The 17543-nt window shown below is 66.3% G+C and carries 16 protein-coding genes; 12 read left to right on the forward strand and 4 right to left on the reverse strand.

The genetic code is table 11. The features are described from left to right. Positions 1 to 307: 307 nt before the first annotated feature. Complete coding sequence (locus Q7T26_06930) at positions 308 to 709, forward strand: hypothetical protein (protein ID MDO8531886.1); 402 nt, start codon at positions 308 to 310, stop codon at positions 707 to 709. Between the two features lie 291 nt (positions 710 to 1000). On the opposite strand, the gene Q7T26_06935 is transcribed toward Q7T26_06930, so the two are convergent. Beyond that, positions 1001 to 2212, reverse strand: coding sequence for an MFS transporter (locus tag Q7T26_06935; GenBank protein MDO8531887.1), 1212 nt, complete (start codon positions 2210 to 2212; stop codon positions 1001 to 1003). 145 nt (positions 2213 to 2357) lie between these two features. On the opposite strand from Q7T26_06935, the gene Q7T26_06940 reads away from it, so the two are divergent. The 6 genes from Q7T26_06940 (at position 2358) to Q7T26_06965 (ending at position 9278) form a co-directional block, all read left to right on the forward strand. Then, on the forward strand, positions 2358 to 4115 hold the full coding sequence (locus Q7T26_06940) for an ABC transporter substrate-binding protein (GenBank protein MDO8531888.1): 1758 nt from the start codon (positions 2358 to 2360) through the stop codon (positions 4113 to 4115). Positions 4116 to 4156: 41 nt separating this feature from the next. Continuing rightward, the gene (locus Q7T26_06945) at positions 4157 to 5104 is read left to right on the forward strand and encodes an ABC transporter permease (GenBank protein MDO8531889.1); all 948 of its coding nucleotides are present in this window, start codon (positions 4157 to 4159) and stop codon (positions 5102 to 5104) included. Between the two features lie 19 nt (positions 5105 to 5123). Then, positions 5124 to 6041, forward strand: a complete 918-nt coding sequence (locus Q7T26_06950) for an ABC transporter permease (protein ID MDO8531890.1) — start codon at positions 5124 to 5126, stop codon at positions 6039 to 6041. A gap of 63 nt (positions 6042 to 6104) precedes the next feature. Next, positions 6105 to 6308 carry a methytransferase partner Trm112 gene (locus Q7T26_06955; GenBank protein MDO8531891.1) on the forward strand — a complete coding sequence of 68 codons (204 nt, stop codon included), beginning with the start codon at positions 6105 to 6107 and terminating at the stop codon, positions 6306 to 6308. Positions 6309 to 6506: 198 nt separating this feature from the next. Beyond that, a complete protein-coding gene (locus tag Q7T26_06960) occupies positions 6507 to 7433 on the forward strand; it encodes an SDR family oxidoreductase (protein ID MDO8531892.1) in 927 nt (308 codons plus the stop codon). Positions 7434 to 7589: 156 nt separating this feature from the next. Next, positions 7590 to 9278 (forward strand): ABC transporter substrate-binding protein, encoded by a 1689-nt coding sequence (locus Q7T26_06965; GenBank protein MDO8531893.1) that lies wholly within the window; start codon positions 7590 to 7592, stop codon positions 9276 to 9278. Between the two features lie 13 nt (positions 9279 to 9291). Here the strand turns inward: Q7T26_06965 and Q7T26_06970 are convergent, their stop codons facing one another. From Q7T26_06970 to folP, 3 genes are all read right to left on the reverse strand, one after another. Beyond that, positions 9292 to 10659: an amidase gene (locus Q7T26_06970; GenBank protein ID MDO8531894.1), complete on the reverse strand. Its 1368-nt coding sequence runs from the start codon at positions 10657 to 10659 to the stop codon at positions 9292 to 9294. A gap of 180 nt (positions 10660 to 10839) precedes the next feature. Then, a complete protein-coding gene (folK, locus tag Q7T26_06975) occupies positions 10840 to 11367 on the reverse strand; it encodes a 2-amino-4-hydroxy-6-hydroxymethyldihydropteridine diphosphokinase (protein MDO8531895.1) in 528 nt (175 codons plus the stop codon). Beyond that, positions 11364 to 12260, reverse strand: coding sequence for a dihydropteroate synthase (folP, locus tag Q7T26_06980; GenBank protein MDO8531896.1), 897 nt, complete (start codon positions 12258 to 12260; stop codon positions 11364 to 11366). The genes folK and folP overlap by 4 nt, the downstream gene beginning before the upstream one ends. A gap of 114 nt (positions 12261 to 12374) precedes the next feature. Between folP and Q7T26_06985 the strand changes: the two genes are divergently transcribed. From Q7T26_06985 to coaBC, 5 genes are all read left to right on the forward strand, one after another. Continuing rightward, positions 12375 to 13283 (forward strand): methylenetetrahydrofolate reductase, encoded by a 909-nt coding sequence (locus Q7T26_06985; GenBank protein MDO8531897.1) that lies wholly within the window; start codon positions 12375 to 12377, stop codon positions 13281 to 13283. A gap of 78 nt (positions 13284 to 13361) precedes the next feature. Beyond that, a complete protein-coding gene (gene acpS / locus Q7T26_06990; GenBank protein MDO8531898.1) occupies positions 13362 to 13730 on the forward strand; it encodes a holo-ACP synthase in 369 nt (122 codons plus the stop codon). Beyond that, positions 13727 to 15325, forward strand: a complete 1599-nt coding sequence (locus Q7T26_06995) for an NAD(P)H-hydrate dehydratase (protein ID MDO8531899.1) — start codon at positions 13727 to 13729, stop codon at positions 15323 to 15325. The genes acpS and Q7T26_06995 overlap by 4 nt, the downstream gene beginning before the upstream one ends. A 117-nt stretch (positions 15326 to 15442) precedes the next feature. Next, positions 15443 to 16225: a type III pantothenate kinase gene (locus tag Q7T26_07000; protein MDO8531900.1), complete on the forward strand. Its 783-nt coding sequence runs from the start codon at positions 15443 to 15445 to the stop codon at positions 16223 to 16225. 3 nt (positions 16226 to 16228) lie between these two features. After that, positions 16229 to 17443: a bifunctional phosphopantothenoylcysteine decarboxylase/phosphopantothenate--cysteine ligase CoaBC gene (coaBC, locus tag Q7T26_07005; GenBank protein ID MDO8531901.1), complete on the forward strand. Its 1215-nt coding sequence runs from the start codon at positions 16229 to 16231 to the stop codon at positions 17441 to 17443. Positions 17444 to 17543 lie beyond the last annotated feature (100 nt).

Genomic DNA, 17543 nt, shown 5'->3' on the forward strand with positions numbered 1-17543 from the left:
CCGCGATGGCCTTCAGCTCCGTCTCGGTGGTCAGCAACTCCCTACGACTCAAGCGGTTCACGGTGAAGATGTAGGCGAGGATTGGGAATTAGGGGTTGGGGATTGGCGGCACCCGCTCATGGATTCGACATGCTCACCATGAGCGAGCAATACCAGCGAGGGTTCGGGACTTCAATAGGAATTGGTGGAATAAGATGGGTTGGCGAGATAACATAGATAGGCCACTGGCCGGATCACTCTACCCGCTTGGGTGAGGATTCCAGCAAACGTGAGAGGCTGGCCAAATCAAAAACTGAGAGGTGGATTCATGAATCGAATCAGCCAGCATTTAAAAGAAGGAACGCTCGGCGAGTTGTTGGTGGTGCTTCGATTTCTCCAGTATGACATTCAAGCCGCCCCGCCTCTAAAGGATTCGGGGAATGATCTTATTGCTGTACGCGGCGATGATTTCAGATCAGTTCAAGTGAAAACGACGACTACGGACCGTTTTGATTGCAGGGGCCTACCAGAGAAATATCATCTTTTGGCATTGGTGCAGCTTGATAAAATTGATCCATTCCACCTAGACAATTGCAAAATCTTCCTGCTCTCGAAAGGTGATGTTAAGCAAGGGAGTTATGCAGCCACACGCCTAACTGAATACGATTTGAACCAGGGGCGGATTGACACGTTGTTTGGGGAATGTCGCTCCGCCGCTTGCAGCGGTTGAAATGTTGAAATGTGGCTAGTCACAACTAAGCCAGCGGCAGGAGTGCAAACTCGATTGTTCCCGGACGACTTCTCAACAGTGCGACGGGAAATTGGTGCATTCTAAGACGGTCAATTAGGTGGAATGCCGAGTTTAAGCAACCTTGAGCGGATGCCAATAAACAAAGCACGCGAAAAAAGGAGGACATGCGCATGGCGGCCATTGACCCGGTCTGCAAGATGACGGTGGACGAGAAGAAGGCGGCGGCCAATGGGCGTACAAGGGCGTCACGTACTACTTCTGCGCGGCCTTTTAGCCCACGGCCCGGCCTGCGCGCCGCACCATGCGCCACGCCGCAAGCCCCAGGCCAAAGGCAAGCCCGGACTCAATGATGAAGATGGACCGCAGCCCCGCCGTCACGCTTGCCGTGCCCGCCACCAGCGCGCCCGCCCCGAACGCCAGCGAGGTGACGCTGTGCACGATGCCGAACACGGCCCCCTGGCGCTCGCGGGGAGCGGCCGCGCTCAGCATCGAGCTCGCCGAGTTCACCAGCGCGCCCTGGCAAAACCCCAGGCCCGTGAACAGAGCGATGGACAGCGCCGGCGCGCTCACCCACGTCTGAGGCAGGTAGAAGACCGAGGCCGCGAACGCAGCCAAGAGCATAATGAGCGGAAGCCGGCGTGGGCTACCCCAGCGCCCCACGAGCATGGAGGCGGTCGCGCTCGCCAGGCCCAGCAGCGACAGGGCCACGCCGGCGCCCGTCGCCGCCCCCTGCGCCATCATGCCCTGCATTAACCCGCCCATGACGGGCTGCAGCATGAACGGGCCGAGCTGCACGACCATGTACATGAGTAAAAGCGGCGTTACGCCGGGGGTGCCCACCACGGTGCGGATGTTTTGGACGAGGCCAATCCGCCTGTCCTGCTCCGCGGGACGCTCGAACCGCTCGGTGACGAAGGCCAGGACCACGAGCGCCCCCGCCAGCAGAAAGCCGCCGGTGACGAAGAACGGAACGCGGTAACCGACGGCGTCGGCGAGGAATCCGCCCAACGCGGGCCCTATCGTCGTGCCCAGAAAATACCCCATTTGAATGACTCCGAGCGCATAGGCCACCCGCTCCTTCGGAGCCTGCGAGGCGGCCAGCGCCAGCGACGCCCCGGTGGAGGCGGTCAGGACGCCGTGCAAGACGCGCATGACGATGAGCATGCCCACGGAGGTTGACAGGCCGGTGGTCGCCATCACCCCGGCGACGGCGAGCATCGTGCCCAGGATGATGGGCCTGCGCCCGTGACGGTCCGCCAGCGTCCCCCAGATGGGGCCGACGATGAAAGCGCTGGTGCCCGCCACGAACTGGGAGATGCCCGTCCAGAACGCCGCCTCGGCGGGAGTCGGAACGCCCAGGTCCTGGATGAAGAGCGGCATCAGGGGAATGACCGAAAAGAAGCCCGCGGTGGAAAGGAACTGCACCAGGGCCAGTGCGTAAGCGTTCTTCTCCCAGCCGGGGATGCGGTGCGCGATGTTCATCAAACGCTGATTATAGCGTCCTTTCGTCATTTGGGCCATACAGCCCTGTGTGGATTCGGCTTGACCCTCTGTGCAAAGCACACTATACTACGCCCGACCGCATTCCCGCCCCTTCGCGGCCAGCACATGCTGAAGGAGAAATGGCATGACCGCACACAGACACGCCCCCGGCGCATGGAGTCCCATCCTCGCTGTCCTGATGGTCGCAACGCTCCTGCTCGCCAGTTGCGCGCCCGCCGCTGCGCCCGCAACGCCCGCTGCTTCTGTGCCTCCGCCCACAGCCTTGTCGCCCACTCCGGCGCCTGCGATCCCCGGCGTCACGCCCACGCCTGCTTTGCGGCCCGCGCTTCCCACGCCGACAGCTACGCCCACCGGAGAGAAGCCCAAGCCGGGCGGCGTGCTGCGATTCATTCTGCCCGGGGAGCCGTCCAGCAGCGATCCTCACACCAGCGCGACACCCAGCGCGGCGGTGCCGTTCATCTACGAGACCTTTCTCCGCGAGAATCCGGTGACAGGGGTGGTCGAGCCCCAACTGGTCACCCGATGGGAGACCATCAGCGAGACCGAGACCATCCTGCACGTGCGCCAGGGCGTGCGCTTCCAGAACCGCGCGCCGGTCAATGGCCGGCCCATGACGGCGCAGGACGTCGTGTACAGCCTTCAGCGCATCGCCTCCAAGGACCCGGGCTTCTTGCGGCGCAGCCAGTTCGCGTCCGTCACCAAAGTGGAGGCGCTGGACGCCTCCCGAGTGAAGGTCACCTTCAAAGAGCCAAATGCTCCCTTTTTAACCAACCTCTCCGACCGCTTCAACGGGATCGTGGCGAAGGAGGCCGTCGACAAGTTCGGGAACCTGGACAGAGTCGAGGACGCCATCGGCACCGGGCCGTTCATGTTCGAGAAGGCGACGTTCGGCATAGGTGGCAGCATGAAGCGCAACCCGGACTACTGGCAGCCGGGCAAGCCCTATCTGGACGGCGCGGCGTGGAGTCTTATCACGGACGGCGGGACGCTGGTTGCGGCGTACCGCACGGGCCGCCTGGACGCGGGCGCGCAGTTCTGGGGTGGCATCAGCGTCGAGGACAAAGAGTCCATCCAGCGCGTGAATGCGGCGATGCAGTTCTACCCGGTGCCGGACGTGCGTCCCAACGTCCTGCTCATGAACATGGCGCGCAAGCCTTTCGACGACATTCGCGTGCGCAAAGCCATCCACCTGGCTGTCGACCGCCAGGAGATCATTCAGATTGTCATGGGCGGCAGCGCCCAGGTCTCCGGCCCCCTGGGCCCTCGCCTGACCCCGTATTACTCCATACCCGAGGAGGAAATCGTCAAGATGCCGGGCTTCCGCCCCAAGAACACTCCCGAGGGCCAGCGGGACATCGCCGACGCCAAGAGGCTCCTGGCCGAGGCGGGCTATCCCAACGGTCTGACGATTGAAGCAGAGGGGTCGCGGTACATCTACTGGAACAACCTCCAGTCGATGGAGCTAGCCAAGAACCAGCTTCGGAAGATCGGCGTCACGGTGAACATCTCGCTGCAGGACCAGACGACGTATTTCGCCAGGGAAGAGGCGAAGGACTTCAACTTCCGTCCGCGGGGCTTCAACGCGGGCGTGGAAGTGGACGCTCAGCTCGCCGTGCGGCATTCGTGCGGCGGGTCGCGGAACTTCGGCGGGTTCTGCGACCAGGAAGTCGAAAAGCTCATCGCAGAGCAGCGGCGGACGCTGGAGCTCGAGAAGCGCAAGGCCGTGGTGCTGAAGATCCAGCAGATACTCATTGACAAGGTGCCGCACATCTTCCTGTTCGAGCCGAACCGCTACGGTGTGCAGCAGCCGTGGGTGCGGGCGATGGTGCCCAGCGGCAGCGTGCCGTTCGGGTACACGGAGAATATCTGGTTCGCCAAGTAGGGCGCACGGGGTAGTCGAGAGGACGTCTGGCATAAGCAGCGATGCGTCAATATGTTGCCCGGCGGCTGCTGTTGTTCATCCCCACGCTGGCGCTCATCGCCGTGTTCGTGTTCGCGGTTGTGCGGTGGTTTCCGGGCGACATCGTGCTCGTGCTGACCCGCGACGCCGACTTCTCCGCGGAGGACGTGGCGGCGGAGCGCGCGCGCTTGGGGCTGGACAAGCCCGTCGTCGAGCAGTTCGCGGTGTGGTCGCTGAACATGCTGAAAGGCGACCTGGGCAAGTCGCTGTACAGCAAGCGCCCGGTCATCGAGGAGATGCAGCAGCGGCTGCCCGTCACGGTCGAGCTGGGCGCCATCGCCATCCTGTTCTCGCTGCTCATCGGCATCCCCGTGGGGATCGTCTCCGCCGTCCGCCAGGACTCCCTGCCTGACTATCTGGCGCGAAGTGTGGCCATCGGCGCCCTGTCCGTCCCGAGCTTCTGGCTGGCGACGATGACCATTCTCGTTCTGTCGCTTCAGTTCCAGTGGATACCGCCGCTGCAGTATGTTCCTTTCTTCGAGAATCCCTGGGAGAACCTCCAGCTTATGCTTTTCCCGGGACTGATTCTCGGCATCAACATGTCGGGCGCGCTCATGCGCATGACCCGGGCCACGCTTCTCGAAGTCCTGCGGCAGGACTACATCCGCACCGCGCGGGCCAAGGGTCTGCTGGACCGGTTCGTGCTTTATCGGCATGCCCTGAAAAACACCCTGATCCCCGTGATGGCCATCATCGGTCTGGAGATGGCGCACGTGATAGGCGGCTCGGTGGTGCTGGAATCCATCTTCGGGCTGCCGGGTGTCGGCAAGTTCGTGTTCGACGTTGTCCTGGGGCGCGACTACCCGGCTATTCAGGCCGCCAACCTCATGCTGGCGCTCTTTGTGCTGGGCATCAATCTGCTTATCGACATTTCTCAGGCTTTCCTGGACCCGCGCCTGCGGCACAACTAGAGGGGAGGGCGGATAAGACGTGCGGCGTCCGTCAGCAGCGGTCCCGGCGATGGCAGGGGCAGGGCACGTCAGAGAGGCGGGCGCTCGTCGGCGCGCGAGCCGCGGTATTGTGCGGTTCCTCCAGACGAAGCCGCTGGGCGCCTTCGGCGGGGCCCTCGTCGTAGTCATGGTGCTGGTCGCCTTGCTGGCGCCGCTCCTCGCGCATTTCGACCCGATCGACGCGTCGGCAGCGCGGCGGCTCCTGCCACCCGGCCCCCTGTACTGGATGGGCACGGACGGCGCGGGCTACGACGTCTACAGTCGCGTCGTGTATGGGGCGCGCGTCTCGCTGTACGTGGCGCTGGTGGCGGTCGCGCTGTGTACGATCCTGGCGAGCGTTGTCGGTCTGCTCACCGGCTATTTTGGCGGCATTCTGGACCTGCTGGTGCAGCGCGTGGTGGACGCAGCCATGTCTTTTCCCTGGCTGGTGCTGCTTCTGACCATCGTGTTTCTCCTGGGAACGAGCATGACCAACGTGGGCATGGCGCTGGGCCTGCTCAACGGCATTCGCTACACCCGCGTCGTCCGGGCGTCGGTGATGTCGGTGAAGCAGAACCAATACTTCGAAGCGGCGAAGGCTATAGGCTGCGGCGAGGCGCGCATCATGCTGCGGCACGTCCTGCCGAACGTGGCGGCGCCCATCATCGTCGTCGCCTCAGTCACGTGGGGCGCGGTCATCCTGTCCGAGGCGTCGCTGAGCTTTCTCGGCTTCGGTGTGCCGCCGCCCGATCCGTCCTGGGGCGGCATGCTGAGCGGCGATGCGCGGAAATACTTCGAGAAGGCGCCGTGGATCGCGTTCTTTCCGGGGCTGGCTATCAGCCTGGCGGTGTTCGGGTTCAACATGCTGGGAGACGCCCTGCGGGACGTGCTGGACCCCCGGATGCGCGGCACGCAGTAACGCGTACCCAAGGCACGCTATATAATGTAAGGGCCAATCCAAGGGGGTGAGGGACTTGTACCAATGAGACGTGACCTTATGGACATCCTGGTCTGCCCGGTCTGCAAAGGCAAGCTGGAACTGCGCGCCGAGGAAGAGCGCGATCAGGACATCGTCAAGGGCGCTCTGCTCTGCGCCCCTTGCAAGGAGTCCTACCCCATTCAGGACTCCATCCCCAACATGCTGCCGCCGCAGCTCCGCAAGCAGACGCAGGCTCACGCGCACTAGCCGTTAGCTCACACCTCGCGCTCATGGATTCGACAAGCTCACCATGAGCGCGGAATAGGCTCCCGCTCGTCCCCCGGCCACCGTGCGAGAAGCACGCTCACTGCCGCCTGTCTTGTGCATTGCGCGGAGTTGTTTTAACTCTCCAGCGTCCAACCACTTCGCGGGTGACGCCTGGACTAACACGTTGAGGCCAGAGAGATGGAGAAGCCGCTGAGCGGCAAGACCGCTATCGTGACCGGCGGCGGTCGCGGCATAGGCCGCGCCATCGCGCTCGCGCTGGCCGATCACGGCGCGCGCGTGCTGGTCAACGACCTGGGGTGCGCCATGGACGGCGCCGGGGTGTCGCCGGTCCCCGCAACGGAGGTTGTCGAGGAGATCCGCAGGCGCGGCGGAGAGGCGCTACCTAACTTCGACGACGTTGCGGTGATGGAGAACGCGGCCAGGCTGGTCCAACAGGCGCTGGACGCTTGGGGCAGACTGGACACCCTCGTGACCTGCGCGGGCATCCTCCGGGAAAGCAGCATCTTTGATACGACCGAGAGCGAATGGGATGCCGTTCTCAACGCGCATCTCAAGGGGACGTTCGCCTGCCTCAAGCACGCCGCCATTGTCATGCGCCAGCAGCGCAGCGGCAGCATCATCACGGTGACATCGGCTTCGGGCCTGTACGGCAACCCGCGCCACGGTGTGCACTATCCAGCGGCCAAGGCCGCCGTCATCGGGTTGACAAAGGTCGCCGCCCGGGACATGGGCCGGTACGGCGTCCGCGTCAACGCCGTCGCGCCCTCCGCCGCCACACGCATGACGCTGCCGCCGGAGGCGCTGAAGGCGCGCGATGCGCAAGCGCGGGCGACAGCGCAGGCCCGTCCGTACGCATGGGCCCAGCCGTCTCTCGCGGAGCTTGACCCCGAGGACACGGCGCCTCTGTTCGTCTATCTGGCCAGCGACTCGGCGACGCATATCAACGGGCAAATCTTTCAGGTGGCCGGGGGCGTGATCTCACTGATAAGCCAGCCGCGCCCCGTAAAGACAATAGTCAAGAGCGACGTCTGGACTCTTGATGAACTCGACGCAGTGATGCCCGCCACGCTTGTCGCGGGACTGGGAGACTCGGCCTCCCATTGAGTCCCAAACGGCCGTCCTATGCGAAATCGGCGCAACGTCGTTCCAGTGTGTCTAAATCGTCTTATTGCTCTCTTTTGTGCACGGGGACGACGTTGGTGCTATAATCCCCCCGATTCCCGTGGGAGCCAAGTCATCTATCGTTTGGCAAGGAGGCCCATGATGGAGAGCAAGCTTTCCGCCGCCCCGGTTGCCGTCTTCGGAAGGACCATCGCCATCGCCGTGAGCATGGCGCTGCTGCTCGGCGCATGCGCTCCCGCCGCGCCAGCGCCGACCGCGACGCAAGCGGCGCCCGCCGCGCGCCCGACAGCCTCGCCACCAACGCCCGCGCCGACGCAAACGCAGCCTCGCTCAGGCGGCACGCTGACCGTCGCCGCCGTGGCCGACCCGCCGAGCTTCGACACGCAGCAGGAGTCCACCTGGTACACGAGCGTGCTGGTGGCCCCCGCGTACAACAACCTGCTGTACTACGATTTCGCCACGGGATCGAAAGTCGTCCCGGAGCTGGCCGAGACGTGGAGCGTGTCTCCGGATGGCAAGACGTACACCGTCAAACTGCGCAAAGGTATCACGTTCCACGACGGCACGCCGCTCACGACGGAGGACGTCGTGTTCAATCTGGAGCGGATGTGGAAGCCGCCGAAGGGCGTCATCAGCGGTGTGCAGCCCTACATGGCGGCGGTGGACAAGATTGAGGCCGGCCCCAACGACACGGTCACGATTGGGCTGAAGTTCCCCTTCGCGCCCCTGCTCGCCGCGCTGGTCCTCGACCGCATGCCCATGCACTCAAAGGCATACGTCACGAAAAACGGGGACATGAAGACCACCATCATGGGCACAGGGCCCTTCAAGTTCAAGTCGTACACGCCCAGCGTCAGTTTGGAACTGGAGAAGAACGACAAGTACTGGACCAAGGGCAAGCCCTATCTGGATGGTATCGCGTTCTTCATCATCAAGGACAAGGCCACGCGACTCGCGGCGCTGAGGACGGGCAGGGCGCTGCTGAGCGGGCGCACCACCACGGGCGGCGTCGGCCCGATTGACATGGCCACTCTCAAGAAAGATGCCCCGGGGCTGCGCTTCGTGTCATCTCCGTCGGTCTCCGGACCATGGTTTTTCATGAACTTGCGCAAGCCGCCCTTCAAAGACCTGCGCGTCAGGAAGGCGGTCTTCCTGGCGGTGGACAGGCAGGCCGCCATCAAGATCATCGGCGAGGGAGAGGGACTGATCGGCAGCTTCTTCCCGTTCCAGGACTGGGGCGCCCCGCCCGACGCGCTGCTGAAGATGCCCGGCTATCGCCAGCCCAAGGACCAGGACATCGCGGACGCGAAGAAGCTCCTGGCGGACGCAGGCTATCCGAACGGGTTCACCCTGGACCTCCTCTCCCGCGGAAATGAGCTGACCAAGAACTCCGCCGTGTTCATGACCGGCCAGCTTGCTCAGATTGGTGTCACGGCCAATGTCAAGGTACTGGAGGACGCGGCGTTCTGGGACGCCGGACGCAAAGCCCAGCACGAGGCGATGGTCTACACTCCCGCCACCGTCATAGCCGACCCCTTTGACATGGGGCGGTTCTTCGCTCCCGATAACCCGCTGAACTTCTCGGGAGACGACCAGGACGCGAAGCTGACCGAGCTGTGGAACAAGCAGATGGGAACGGTTGACGAGTCGGCGCGGAAGGCCATCATCGCCAGCCTGGACCAGTACCTGATGACGGACCTGCTTCCCGCCGTGCCCGTCGTCTGGCCGACCGGGTTCATCGTAATCGCCCCGCAGGTCAGAGGCTACGTTCCGGGCGTGAGCGACTACTCGAACAACAGGCAGCAGGAGACCTGGCTCGCGCCGTAGTAGCGCAGCCGCGTCAACCGCACGCGGCGCTCCAGCAGGGAGGCCGCGAGCGAAAATCAAGCGCCGCCTCGCACCAGCGGGCTACGTGAAGAAGGCGGCGGTCGCCCCAGCGCGCCGCGACGAGCTGGACGCCCAGCGGCAGCCCGGACTCGGTCGTTCCCGTCGGGAGCGATACGGACGGGAAGCCGCAATAGGACCACGGCGTCTGAAACGCAGGGTCGCCCGTTGAGGAGCGGCCCTGCGGAGCGGGCGTCGGTGTCGCCGGCGTCAGAAGGGCGTCCATCCCCGCCGTCAGCTTCAGCATCTCGGCTATGACCGCCGGCCGCTCGTGCAGCGCCCGCGCGTAGGCCGTCGCCGCGTGGGATAACCCCACCCGCACCCGGCTCGCGATTTTCGGCCCATACAGGTCGCCGCGCTTCGCGAACTGCTCCTCGTGGTACGCTGCAATCTCGGAGTCGTTGATCAAGCGGTGCTCAGCGTGAATGCGCGAGAAGCACGCGGGCAGCCGCACCTCCTTCAGCATCGCGCCGGCGTGGGATAACCTGGCCGTCGCCTGCTCCATTTCCCGTTTGACTTCGGCGTCGCACCGCTCCCAGAAGTAGTCGCGAACGACGCCTAGTCGAGGCGGAGCGCCGTCGAGCGCGTCCCGCGAGTACCGAACGCGCGGACGACGGGCGGTGGCCGGGTCCTTCTTGTCGTAGCCCGCCAGGACCTCCAGCACCAGCGCGGCGTCCTGAACGCTTCGCGCGAATATGCCCACGGTATCGAACGACCACGCGGCGGGTATGACGCCAAAGCAACTGACAAGACCGTACGACGGCTTCAGCCCCACGACGCCGTTGTAGGCGGCGGGCCGCAGGACGGAGCCGCCCGTCTGGGTGCCCAGCGCCGCGGGGACCATGCCCATCGCCACCGCGACGGCGGAGCCGCTGCTGGAGCCGCCGGGCGTGTGCTCGGGGTTCCAGGCGTTCCGGGTGGGCGGCGGGTCGGCCCCGGCGAACTCGGCGGTGTGCAGCTTGCCGAGAATGACCGCGTCCGCGCGGCGGAGGCGCTTTACGGTAGTGGCGTCCTCGCGCGGGACAAAGTCGGCCAGGACGCGGGAGCCCGCGGCGGTACGCAGGCCCTTCGTCCAGAAGATGTCCTTGATGCCGACGGGCACTCCCGTCAGCAACCCCGATTGCTTCACGCCCCGCGTCCGGCCCGCGGCGATCCGCTCCGCAGTGGCGAGCGCACCCTCCGGGTCGAGCGCGGCCCACGCCTGCACGTCCGGCTCAAGCGACTCGATGCGCCGCAGCAGCGCGCGTACAACCTCCACGGGCGAGACCTTCCCGCCTGTCACCAGAGTCGAAATGTCGCCCACGCCAAGCTGCCACAGCTCCATCGCGCCCTCCTGTCGCTAGTGTCGCGTCCCTGAAACCTGTGTACAAACCGTCATTGCGAGAACTCCGGCTTGCCGGAGGACGAAGCAATCTGGAGGAGGGGGGACCCCACCGACAGATTGCCGCGGCCCTCCTTCGTCGGGCCTCGCAATGACATTGCGGCGAACTTCGGGGACACCACTCTAGCCCTTCCACCACGCGCCGCCCTCGACGAGTCGCACGCCCTCGCGCCCGGACACGTCCGCCAGCAGCTCCCGCACCGTCTTCAGCAGCGCCGGGTGCCACGCCTCCGGCGCTATCTCCGCCAGCGGCGCCAGCACGAACGCACGCTCGTGCATCCGCGGGTGCGGCACCGTCAGGTACGGCGACTGCATCGCCGCGTCGCCGTAGAGCAGGATGTCAATGTCCACGAGGCGCGGCGCGTTGCGGAAGCTCGGCTCACGGCCCATCGCCCGCTCGATGCCCTTGACGAAGCTGAACAACTGGCGCGGCGGGAGCGTCGTGCGTACGAGCGCGACGGCGTTCAGAAACCTCGGCTGCTCGGCGTAGCCCACCGGCTCCGTCTCGTACAGGCCCGACACGCGCGCCACGTCCACGTTCAGGGACAGCAGGGCCACGGCCTTCGCCAGGTTGGCCCGCCGGTCGCCCAGGTTCCCGCCCAGGCCCAGATAGACTTCGACGGGTGGCGCGGCCCCGCCCTGCGGGGTCACGCGTGCACTCGCACGACGGCGTCCGCCATGCGGGCCACCCGCGCCATGTACCGCACGTCATGCACTCGCACGATGTCCGCCCCGTTGGCGATGGCGATGGCGACGGTGGCCGCCGTGCCTTCGATGCGCTGCTCCACCGGCAGGTCCAGCACCGCGCCGATGGTGGACTTCCGCGAGGTTCCCACCAGGATGGGCCGGCCCAAGACGGTCAGCTCCCGCAGCCGCCGCAGAAGCTCCAGGTTGTGCTCCCTGGTCTTGCCGAAGCCGAAGCCGGGGTCCACAATGATGTGCTCGCGCGGGACGCCCGCCCGGAGAGCCGCATCCATGCTCGCGCGCAGCCCGGCGATGACCTCCGGCGCCAGGTCGCGGTACTCCGTGCCCCGCTGGTTGTGCATGAGAATCAGCGGCGCGCCCGCCTTCGCCGCCACCCGCGCGATGGCGGGGTCATGCTTCAGGCCCCACACGTCGTTGACCATCGCCGCGCCCGCCTCGATGGCGCGCCGCGCCACCGCCGACCGGAACGTGTCAATGCTGATGGGCACGGGCAGGTCGCGCGCCAACCGCTCGACGACCGGGATTACCCGGCGCAGCTCCTCCTCCTCGTCCACGGGGCGGGCCGCCGCCGCGCGGACGCCGCCAGACACCTGCGCCTCCACCCGCGCCGCGATGGGTGGGCGCGTGGACTGGCCGCCCACGTCCAGGATGTCCACCCCTTCTTCCACGAAGCGCGACGCCTGCGCCACGGCGGCGTCCACGTTGTAGCCCAGGCCGTCGCCGGAGAAGGAGTCCGGCGTCATGTTGATGATGCCCATGATGTACGTGCGCGCGCCCCAGACGAACTCCCAACGCCGGAAGCGCGTGACACCCAAGGCGGAGGGCCGAGCATCCACCACGTGACCTCGAACCGCATAGACTCCAGGATAGCCGATTATAACAGCTTTTCCTGGACACGCCGGTAGCTGCCCACCTATAATGAGAGATGTCCTCTTCCACGAAAGGAGCCGCAGATGGGCAGCTTCGCCGACGCCCTCGCTTCCGGCAAGTTCCTCGTGACCGCGGAGGTCAATCCGCCCAAGGGCGTGGACCTGACCAAGCTCCTCGCGGACGTGGCTCTGCTGAAGCCACATGTTGACGCCGTCAACGTCACCGACCAGAGCGCCTCCGCCATGCGCATGGGCGCTATCGGCGTGGCCGCGCGCATACGGCAGATGGGCATCGAGCCTATCCTTCAGGTCACATGCCGCGATCGCAACCGCATCGCCCTCCAGGCCGACCTCCTGGCGGCGGTGGCGCTGGGCGTCGAGAACATCTTGTGCCTCACCGGCGACCCCGTCGGCATCGGCGACCACCCGAACGCCACGCCCGTCTTCGACATCCGCAACAGCTCTCAACTCCTGGAAGTAGCTACCACCCTGATGCGCGGGCATGACCTGTCGGGCAACGCCCTGCTCGGCGCGCCTCGGTTTGTGCTGGGGGCCGCGACCAACCCCGGCGTCGAGGACATGGACGCGGAGGCGCGGCGCGCGGAGGACAAGGTCCAGAAAGGCGCATGTTTTCTTCAGTCCCAGGCGGTGTTTGAGCCTGACGTGTTCATCCGCTTCATGCAAAGGCTACGGCATCTGAACGCGCCCGTCCTCGCGGGGGTCATACTTCTGAAGTCGGCGGCCATGGCCCGGCACATGAACGAGCATGTTCCCGGCATCCGCATCACGGAGGCCGTTATCGAGGAGATGGACCGGGCAACGGACAGGGTGGCTGCATCCGTGGCCATCGCGGCGCGGACCATCGCCGCCATCCGGCCCTACTGCCGGGGCGTGCACATCATGGCGATCGGGTGGGAGCGGTATATTCCCACGGTGCTGGAGAAAGCGGGGCTGGCGTCCAGTGGCTCCTCCGCTACCGTCCGCGGCTTCTAGGCCGCCGCCCGCGGACGGCGGCCCGCGCGGCGCGCAAGCGGCTATGCTATACTACCCGCGACACTCATCACTTCTCCTATGCACCACGTTGGCGTAGATATCATCGAAATCCCGCGCATCCGGCAGGCGCTCGACCGCTGGGGCGAGCGGTTCCTGCGCCGCATCTACACGCCCGGAGAGGCCGCCTACTGCCGCAACCGGGCGCCCCAACTGGCGGCCCGCTTCGCCGCCAAGGAGGCGGTCATGAAGGCCCTGGGCACGGGAATACGCGGCGTCGGCTGGAGGGAGATCGAGGTCGTCCGCGAGCGCGGACAGGCGCCCTCCATTCGACTGCATGGCCGCGCCCAGAAGCGGGCCTCTGACCTCAAACTCACCGGGCTGGCCATCAGCATCTCACACTCCCGCGACTACGCCGTGGTCATGGTTGTGGGGGAGACAGCGCCATGAAAATCGTCACCGCCGACCAGATGCGCGACCTGGAGCGCCGCTCCGCCGAGCATAACGTGACGATGGAGACGCTCATGGAGAACGCCGGCCTGGCGGTGGCGCAGCAGGTCCAGGAGATTGTGTCCCAGCTCCACGGATATCCCATCCTGGTGCTGGTCGGCCCCGGCAACAACGGCGGCGACGGCCTGGTGGCGGCGCGCCACCTGGACGACTGGGGCGCTCGCGTCGAGGTCTATCTGTGCGCGCCCCGCAAGAGCGGCGACAAGCCCTACGAAGCCGCCGAAGAGTCCAGCATCCCCATCTTCGAGGCGCGCAAGGACGAGGGGCTGCGCAACCTCCGGCGTCTGCTGTCCTCCTCCGATCTGGTCATTGACGCCGTGCTGGGCACGGGCGCGAGCAGGCCTCTGGATGGTGCGATGAAGCGCGCTCTGGAGCTGGTCATGGAGGAGAAGGCACGGCGCCCCCACCTTCCGGTGCTCGCCCTGGACCTGCCGTCCGGCCTCAACGCGGATACCGGCGCCACCGACCCCGCGTGTCCCGTGGCGGACATCACCGTCGCCCTCGGCTATCCTAAGGTGGGCCTTTTCATGTTCCCCGGCGCCGCCCACGTCGGTCGTCTGGTGACCGTGGACATCGGCATACCGCCCGACCTGGCCGAGGACATCTCCACCGAGTTGCTGACGGACGACTGGGTGCGTGCGCGGCTGCCCGCGCGGCCCCTGGACTCACACAAGGGGACATTCGGCGCGGTGCTCGTGGTGGCGGGCTCCATCAACTACATCGGCGCGGCGGCCCTGGCCGCCACCGCGGCGGCGCGGGTCGGCGCGGGCCTCGTAACGCTGGCCGCGCCCCGCAGCCTGGTGCTAGCCATCGCGGCGCGGGCCGCGGAGATAACCTATCTGCCTTTGCCGGAAGCGGAGCCTGGCGTCGTTGACGCCGCCGCGTCCCACGATGTACTCGCGCATCTGGCGGACTACAATGTGCTGCTCATGGGCTGTGGCCTCGGCCAGCACCCGGCCACAGTGGAGTTCGTCAACCAGACGCTGGACGCCCTGCCGGACGACTGCCATCAGGGCCTGGTGCTGGACGCGGACGCCCTGAACTCCCTGGCGCGGACGCCCCGCTGGTGGACGCGGGTCAGGCCGCCCGCGGTGCTGACGCCCCATCCGGGCGAGATGGCGCGCCTGTCCGGCGCCACGCCCGCCGAGGTGCAGTCCGACCGGCTGCAACTGGCCCAGCAGACGGCGTCTCGATGGAAGAAGACCGTCGTTCTGAAGGGGGCGCACACCATCCTGGCCGGACCTCGCGGCGAGACGCTGCTCAGCCCGTTCGCCAACCCGGCGCTCGCCTCCGCGGGGTCTGGAGACGTCCTGTCCGGCGCTATCGCGGGGATGATGGCGCAGGGCCTGGGGCCGCTGGACGCGGCGACGTGCGGCGTGTACGTGCACGCCCTCGCCGGAGAGATGCTGCGTGCGGAGATGGGCGACGCCGGTGTGCTGGCCGGCGACCTTCTGCCTGCGTTGCCTCGTGCTATCCGGCGGCTGAAGGAGCGGCACGCGGCCCCCCGGCGTCTTGAGGAGATGCCGCCGCGCTAGCTGCGCGCCCATCCGCATGGCCGCCGGAAAGGTTCGCTGTCGTGGTAGAATACCTATGCTAACACGGTGCTTTTCGCCACGGGGACATAAGGACATCTTGGAGGACGGCGCGAGGTTATGCTTCTTGCCCTTGACATCGGCAACACCAACGTCACGGTCGGCGTCTTTCAGGGAGAGAAGCTGCGGGCCACCTTCCGGCTGGGGACGGACGTGCGCCGCATGTCCGACGAGTACGGCGTCTTCCTGCTCAACCTGCTGCCACGGGAGAACATCCAGCCCGCCGATATCCGTAAAGCCGTCATCTGCAGCGTCGTCCCTCCGCTCACGTCCACCTTCGTGGAGCTGTGCAAGCAATTCTTCAAGACGGAGGCCCTCGTCGTGGAGGCGGGCATCCGAACGGGCATCCGCATCCTGGCCGACAACCCCCGCGAGGTGGGCGCCGACCGCGTGGCGGACGGCGTGGCCGCCTTCAAACTGTACGGCGGGCCGGTGATCGTGGTGGACTTCGGCACGGCAACGGTCTTCGACGCCATCTCCAAGGACGGCGACTACATGGGAGGGGCTATCGCGCCCGGCATCAAGATCGCCGCGGAGGCCCTCTTCGAGCGGGCGTCCAAGCTGCCACGCATTGACCTGGTCCGTCCGCGCAGCGCCGTGGGACGGACTACCGTGACCAGCATGCAGTCCGGCCTGGTCTTCGGCTACGTGGGCCTCGTGGAAGGCATCGTGGCGCGCATAAGACGGGAGATGGGAGCCGATACGCCCGTGATCGCCACCGGCGGCAACGCGGACATCATCGCGCGGGAGACGACCATCTTCCAGGCCGTCAACCCGGACCTGACCCTCATCGGCCTGCGCATCATCCACGAGCTGAACGATCGAACGGAGGAAGCACACTAAACCATGCTTGCCGCGCAACGCATCGTCCTGGGAGTCACGGGCAGCGTCGCCTGCTACAAGGCCGTTGACCTGGCGAGCAAGCTGACCCAGGCGGGGGCCGTGGTGGACGTCATCCTCACCCGCGCCGCCCAAGAGTTCGTCCGTCCCCTCGCCTTTCGCGGCATCACCCACCAGCCCGTGGTCACCGACCTGTTCGACTCCGGCTCGGAGCTGGCCGTGGAGCACGTGGCGCTGGCGGAGCGCGCGAACATCGTGATTGTGGCGCCCGCCACGGCCAACGTCATCGCCAGGATGGCGAACGGGCTGGCAGACGACGCCCTTACCTGCACCATCCTGGCGACGCGGGCGCCGGTGGTGGTGGCCCCGGCCATGGACGCTTACATGTACGACAACCCGGCCACACAGGAGAACATCAAACGGCTCCGGGAGCGCGGCGTGACCATCGTCGGCCCCGCGCACGGCCACCTGGCCTCCGGCCTCACGGGCATAGGCCGGATGGCCCCCGTAGAGGAGATCATGGGCGTGGCGAGCATGGTCCAGGGACGGGCGAAGGGGGACCTGGCGGGGCGGCGCATCGTGGTCACGGCGGGCGGGACGCAGGAGCCTATTGACCCCGTCCGCTTCGTGGGCAACCGCTCATCGGGCAAGATGGGATTCGCCATCGCGGAGGCCGCCCGGGACCGGGGCGCGCGCGTGACCCTCATCACCGCGCCCACGTACTTGCCCGACCCTCCGGGCATCGAAACGATGCGCGTGCAGAGCGCGCGGGAGATGCAGGCCGCCGTTCAGAAGGCCATGGCCGACGCGGACGCGCTGACCATGGCCGCGGCAGTGGCGGACTACCGTCCGACGCGGACGGCGTCTCAGAAAATCAAGAAGACGCAGGATACGCTGACCGTGGACCTGGTCAAGAACCCGGACATCTTGGCGGAGATACGGGGCGACTTCGTCCGCGTGGGGTTCGCGGCGGAGAGCCAGGACGTGATCGCCAACGCTCAGGCCAAGCTGCGGAGCAAGGGCCTGGACATAATTGTGGCGAACGACGTCAGCGCGCGGGACAGCGGCTTCTCCGTGGACACCAACCGGGTCACTCTGTTGGACAAGTCGGGCCAGACGGAGCACCTGCCTCTGCTGCTGAAAATCGAGGTCGCCCACCGCATCCTGGACCGCGTCGCGCAGCTCTTGCGGGAGCGCGGCAAGAAGCCCGCCCGGACCTAGCTGCTCGCTCGCCTTCTCCCTGTGCGGAAGCTACTGCGCGGGCCGATGGGCCGTCTCCTCGGCGAACGTCGCCCTTCGGCTCAGAAGAAGCCACGCGGCC

This window comes from Dehalococcoidia bacterium (genome assembly GCA_030648205.1).
Taxonomy (GTDB): Bacteria; Chloroflexota; Dehalococcoidia; order JAUSIH01; family JAUSIH01; genus JAUSIH01.

Coding starts and splice junctions, on each gene's coding strand:
- Q7T26_06970 (MDO8531894.1), bottom strand. CDS start 10,659: ATGGAGCTGTGGCAGCTTGGCGTGGGCGACATTTCGACTCTGGTGACA.
- acpS (MDO8531898.1), top strand. CDS start 13,362: ATGCACCACGTTGGCGTAGATATCATCGAAATCCCGCGCATCCGGCAG.
- Q7T26_06940 (MDO8531888.1), top strand. CDS start 2,358: ATGACCGCACACAGACACGCCCCCGGCGCATGGAGTCCCATCCTCGCT.
- coaBC (MDO8531901.1), top strand. CDS start 16,229: ATGCTTGCCGCGCAACGCATCGTCCTGGGAGTCACGGGCAGCGTCGCC.
- Q7T26_07000 (MDO8531900.1), top strand. CDS start 15,443: ATGCTTCTTGCCCTTGACATCGGCAACACCAACGTCACGGTCGGCGTC.
- Q7T26_06935 (MDO8531887.1), bottom strand. CDS start 2,212: ATGAACATCGCGCACCGCATCCCCGGCTGGGAGAAGAACGCTTACGCA.
- Q7T26_06945 (MDO8531889.1), top strand. CDS start 4,157: ATGCGTCAATATGTTGCCCGGCGGCTGCTGTTGTTCATCCCCACGCTG.
- Q7T26_06985 (MDO8531897.1), top strand. CDS start 12,375: ATGGGCAGCTTCGCCGACGCCCTCGCTTCCGGCAAGTTCCTCGTGACC.
- Q7T26_06960 (MDO8531892.1), top strand. CDS start 6,507: ATGGAGAAGCCGCTGAGCGGCAAGACCGCTATCGTGACCGGCGGCGGT.
- Q7T26_06965 (MDO8531893.1), top strand. CDS start 7,590: ATGATGGAGAGCAAGCTTTCCGCCGCCCCGGTTGCCGTCTTCGGAAGG.
- Q7T26_06995 (MDO8531899.1), top strand. CDS start 13,727: ATGAAAATCGTCACCGCCGACCAGATGCGCGACCTGGAGCGCCGCTCC.
- Q7T26_06955 (MDO8531891.1), top strand. CDS start 6,105: ATGAGACGTGACCTTATGGACATCCTGGTCTGCCCGGTCTGCAAAGGC.
- Q7T26_06930 (MDO8531886.1), top strand. CDS start 308: ATGAATCGAATCAGCCAGCATTTAAAAGAAGGAACGCTCGGCGAGTTG.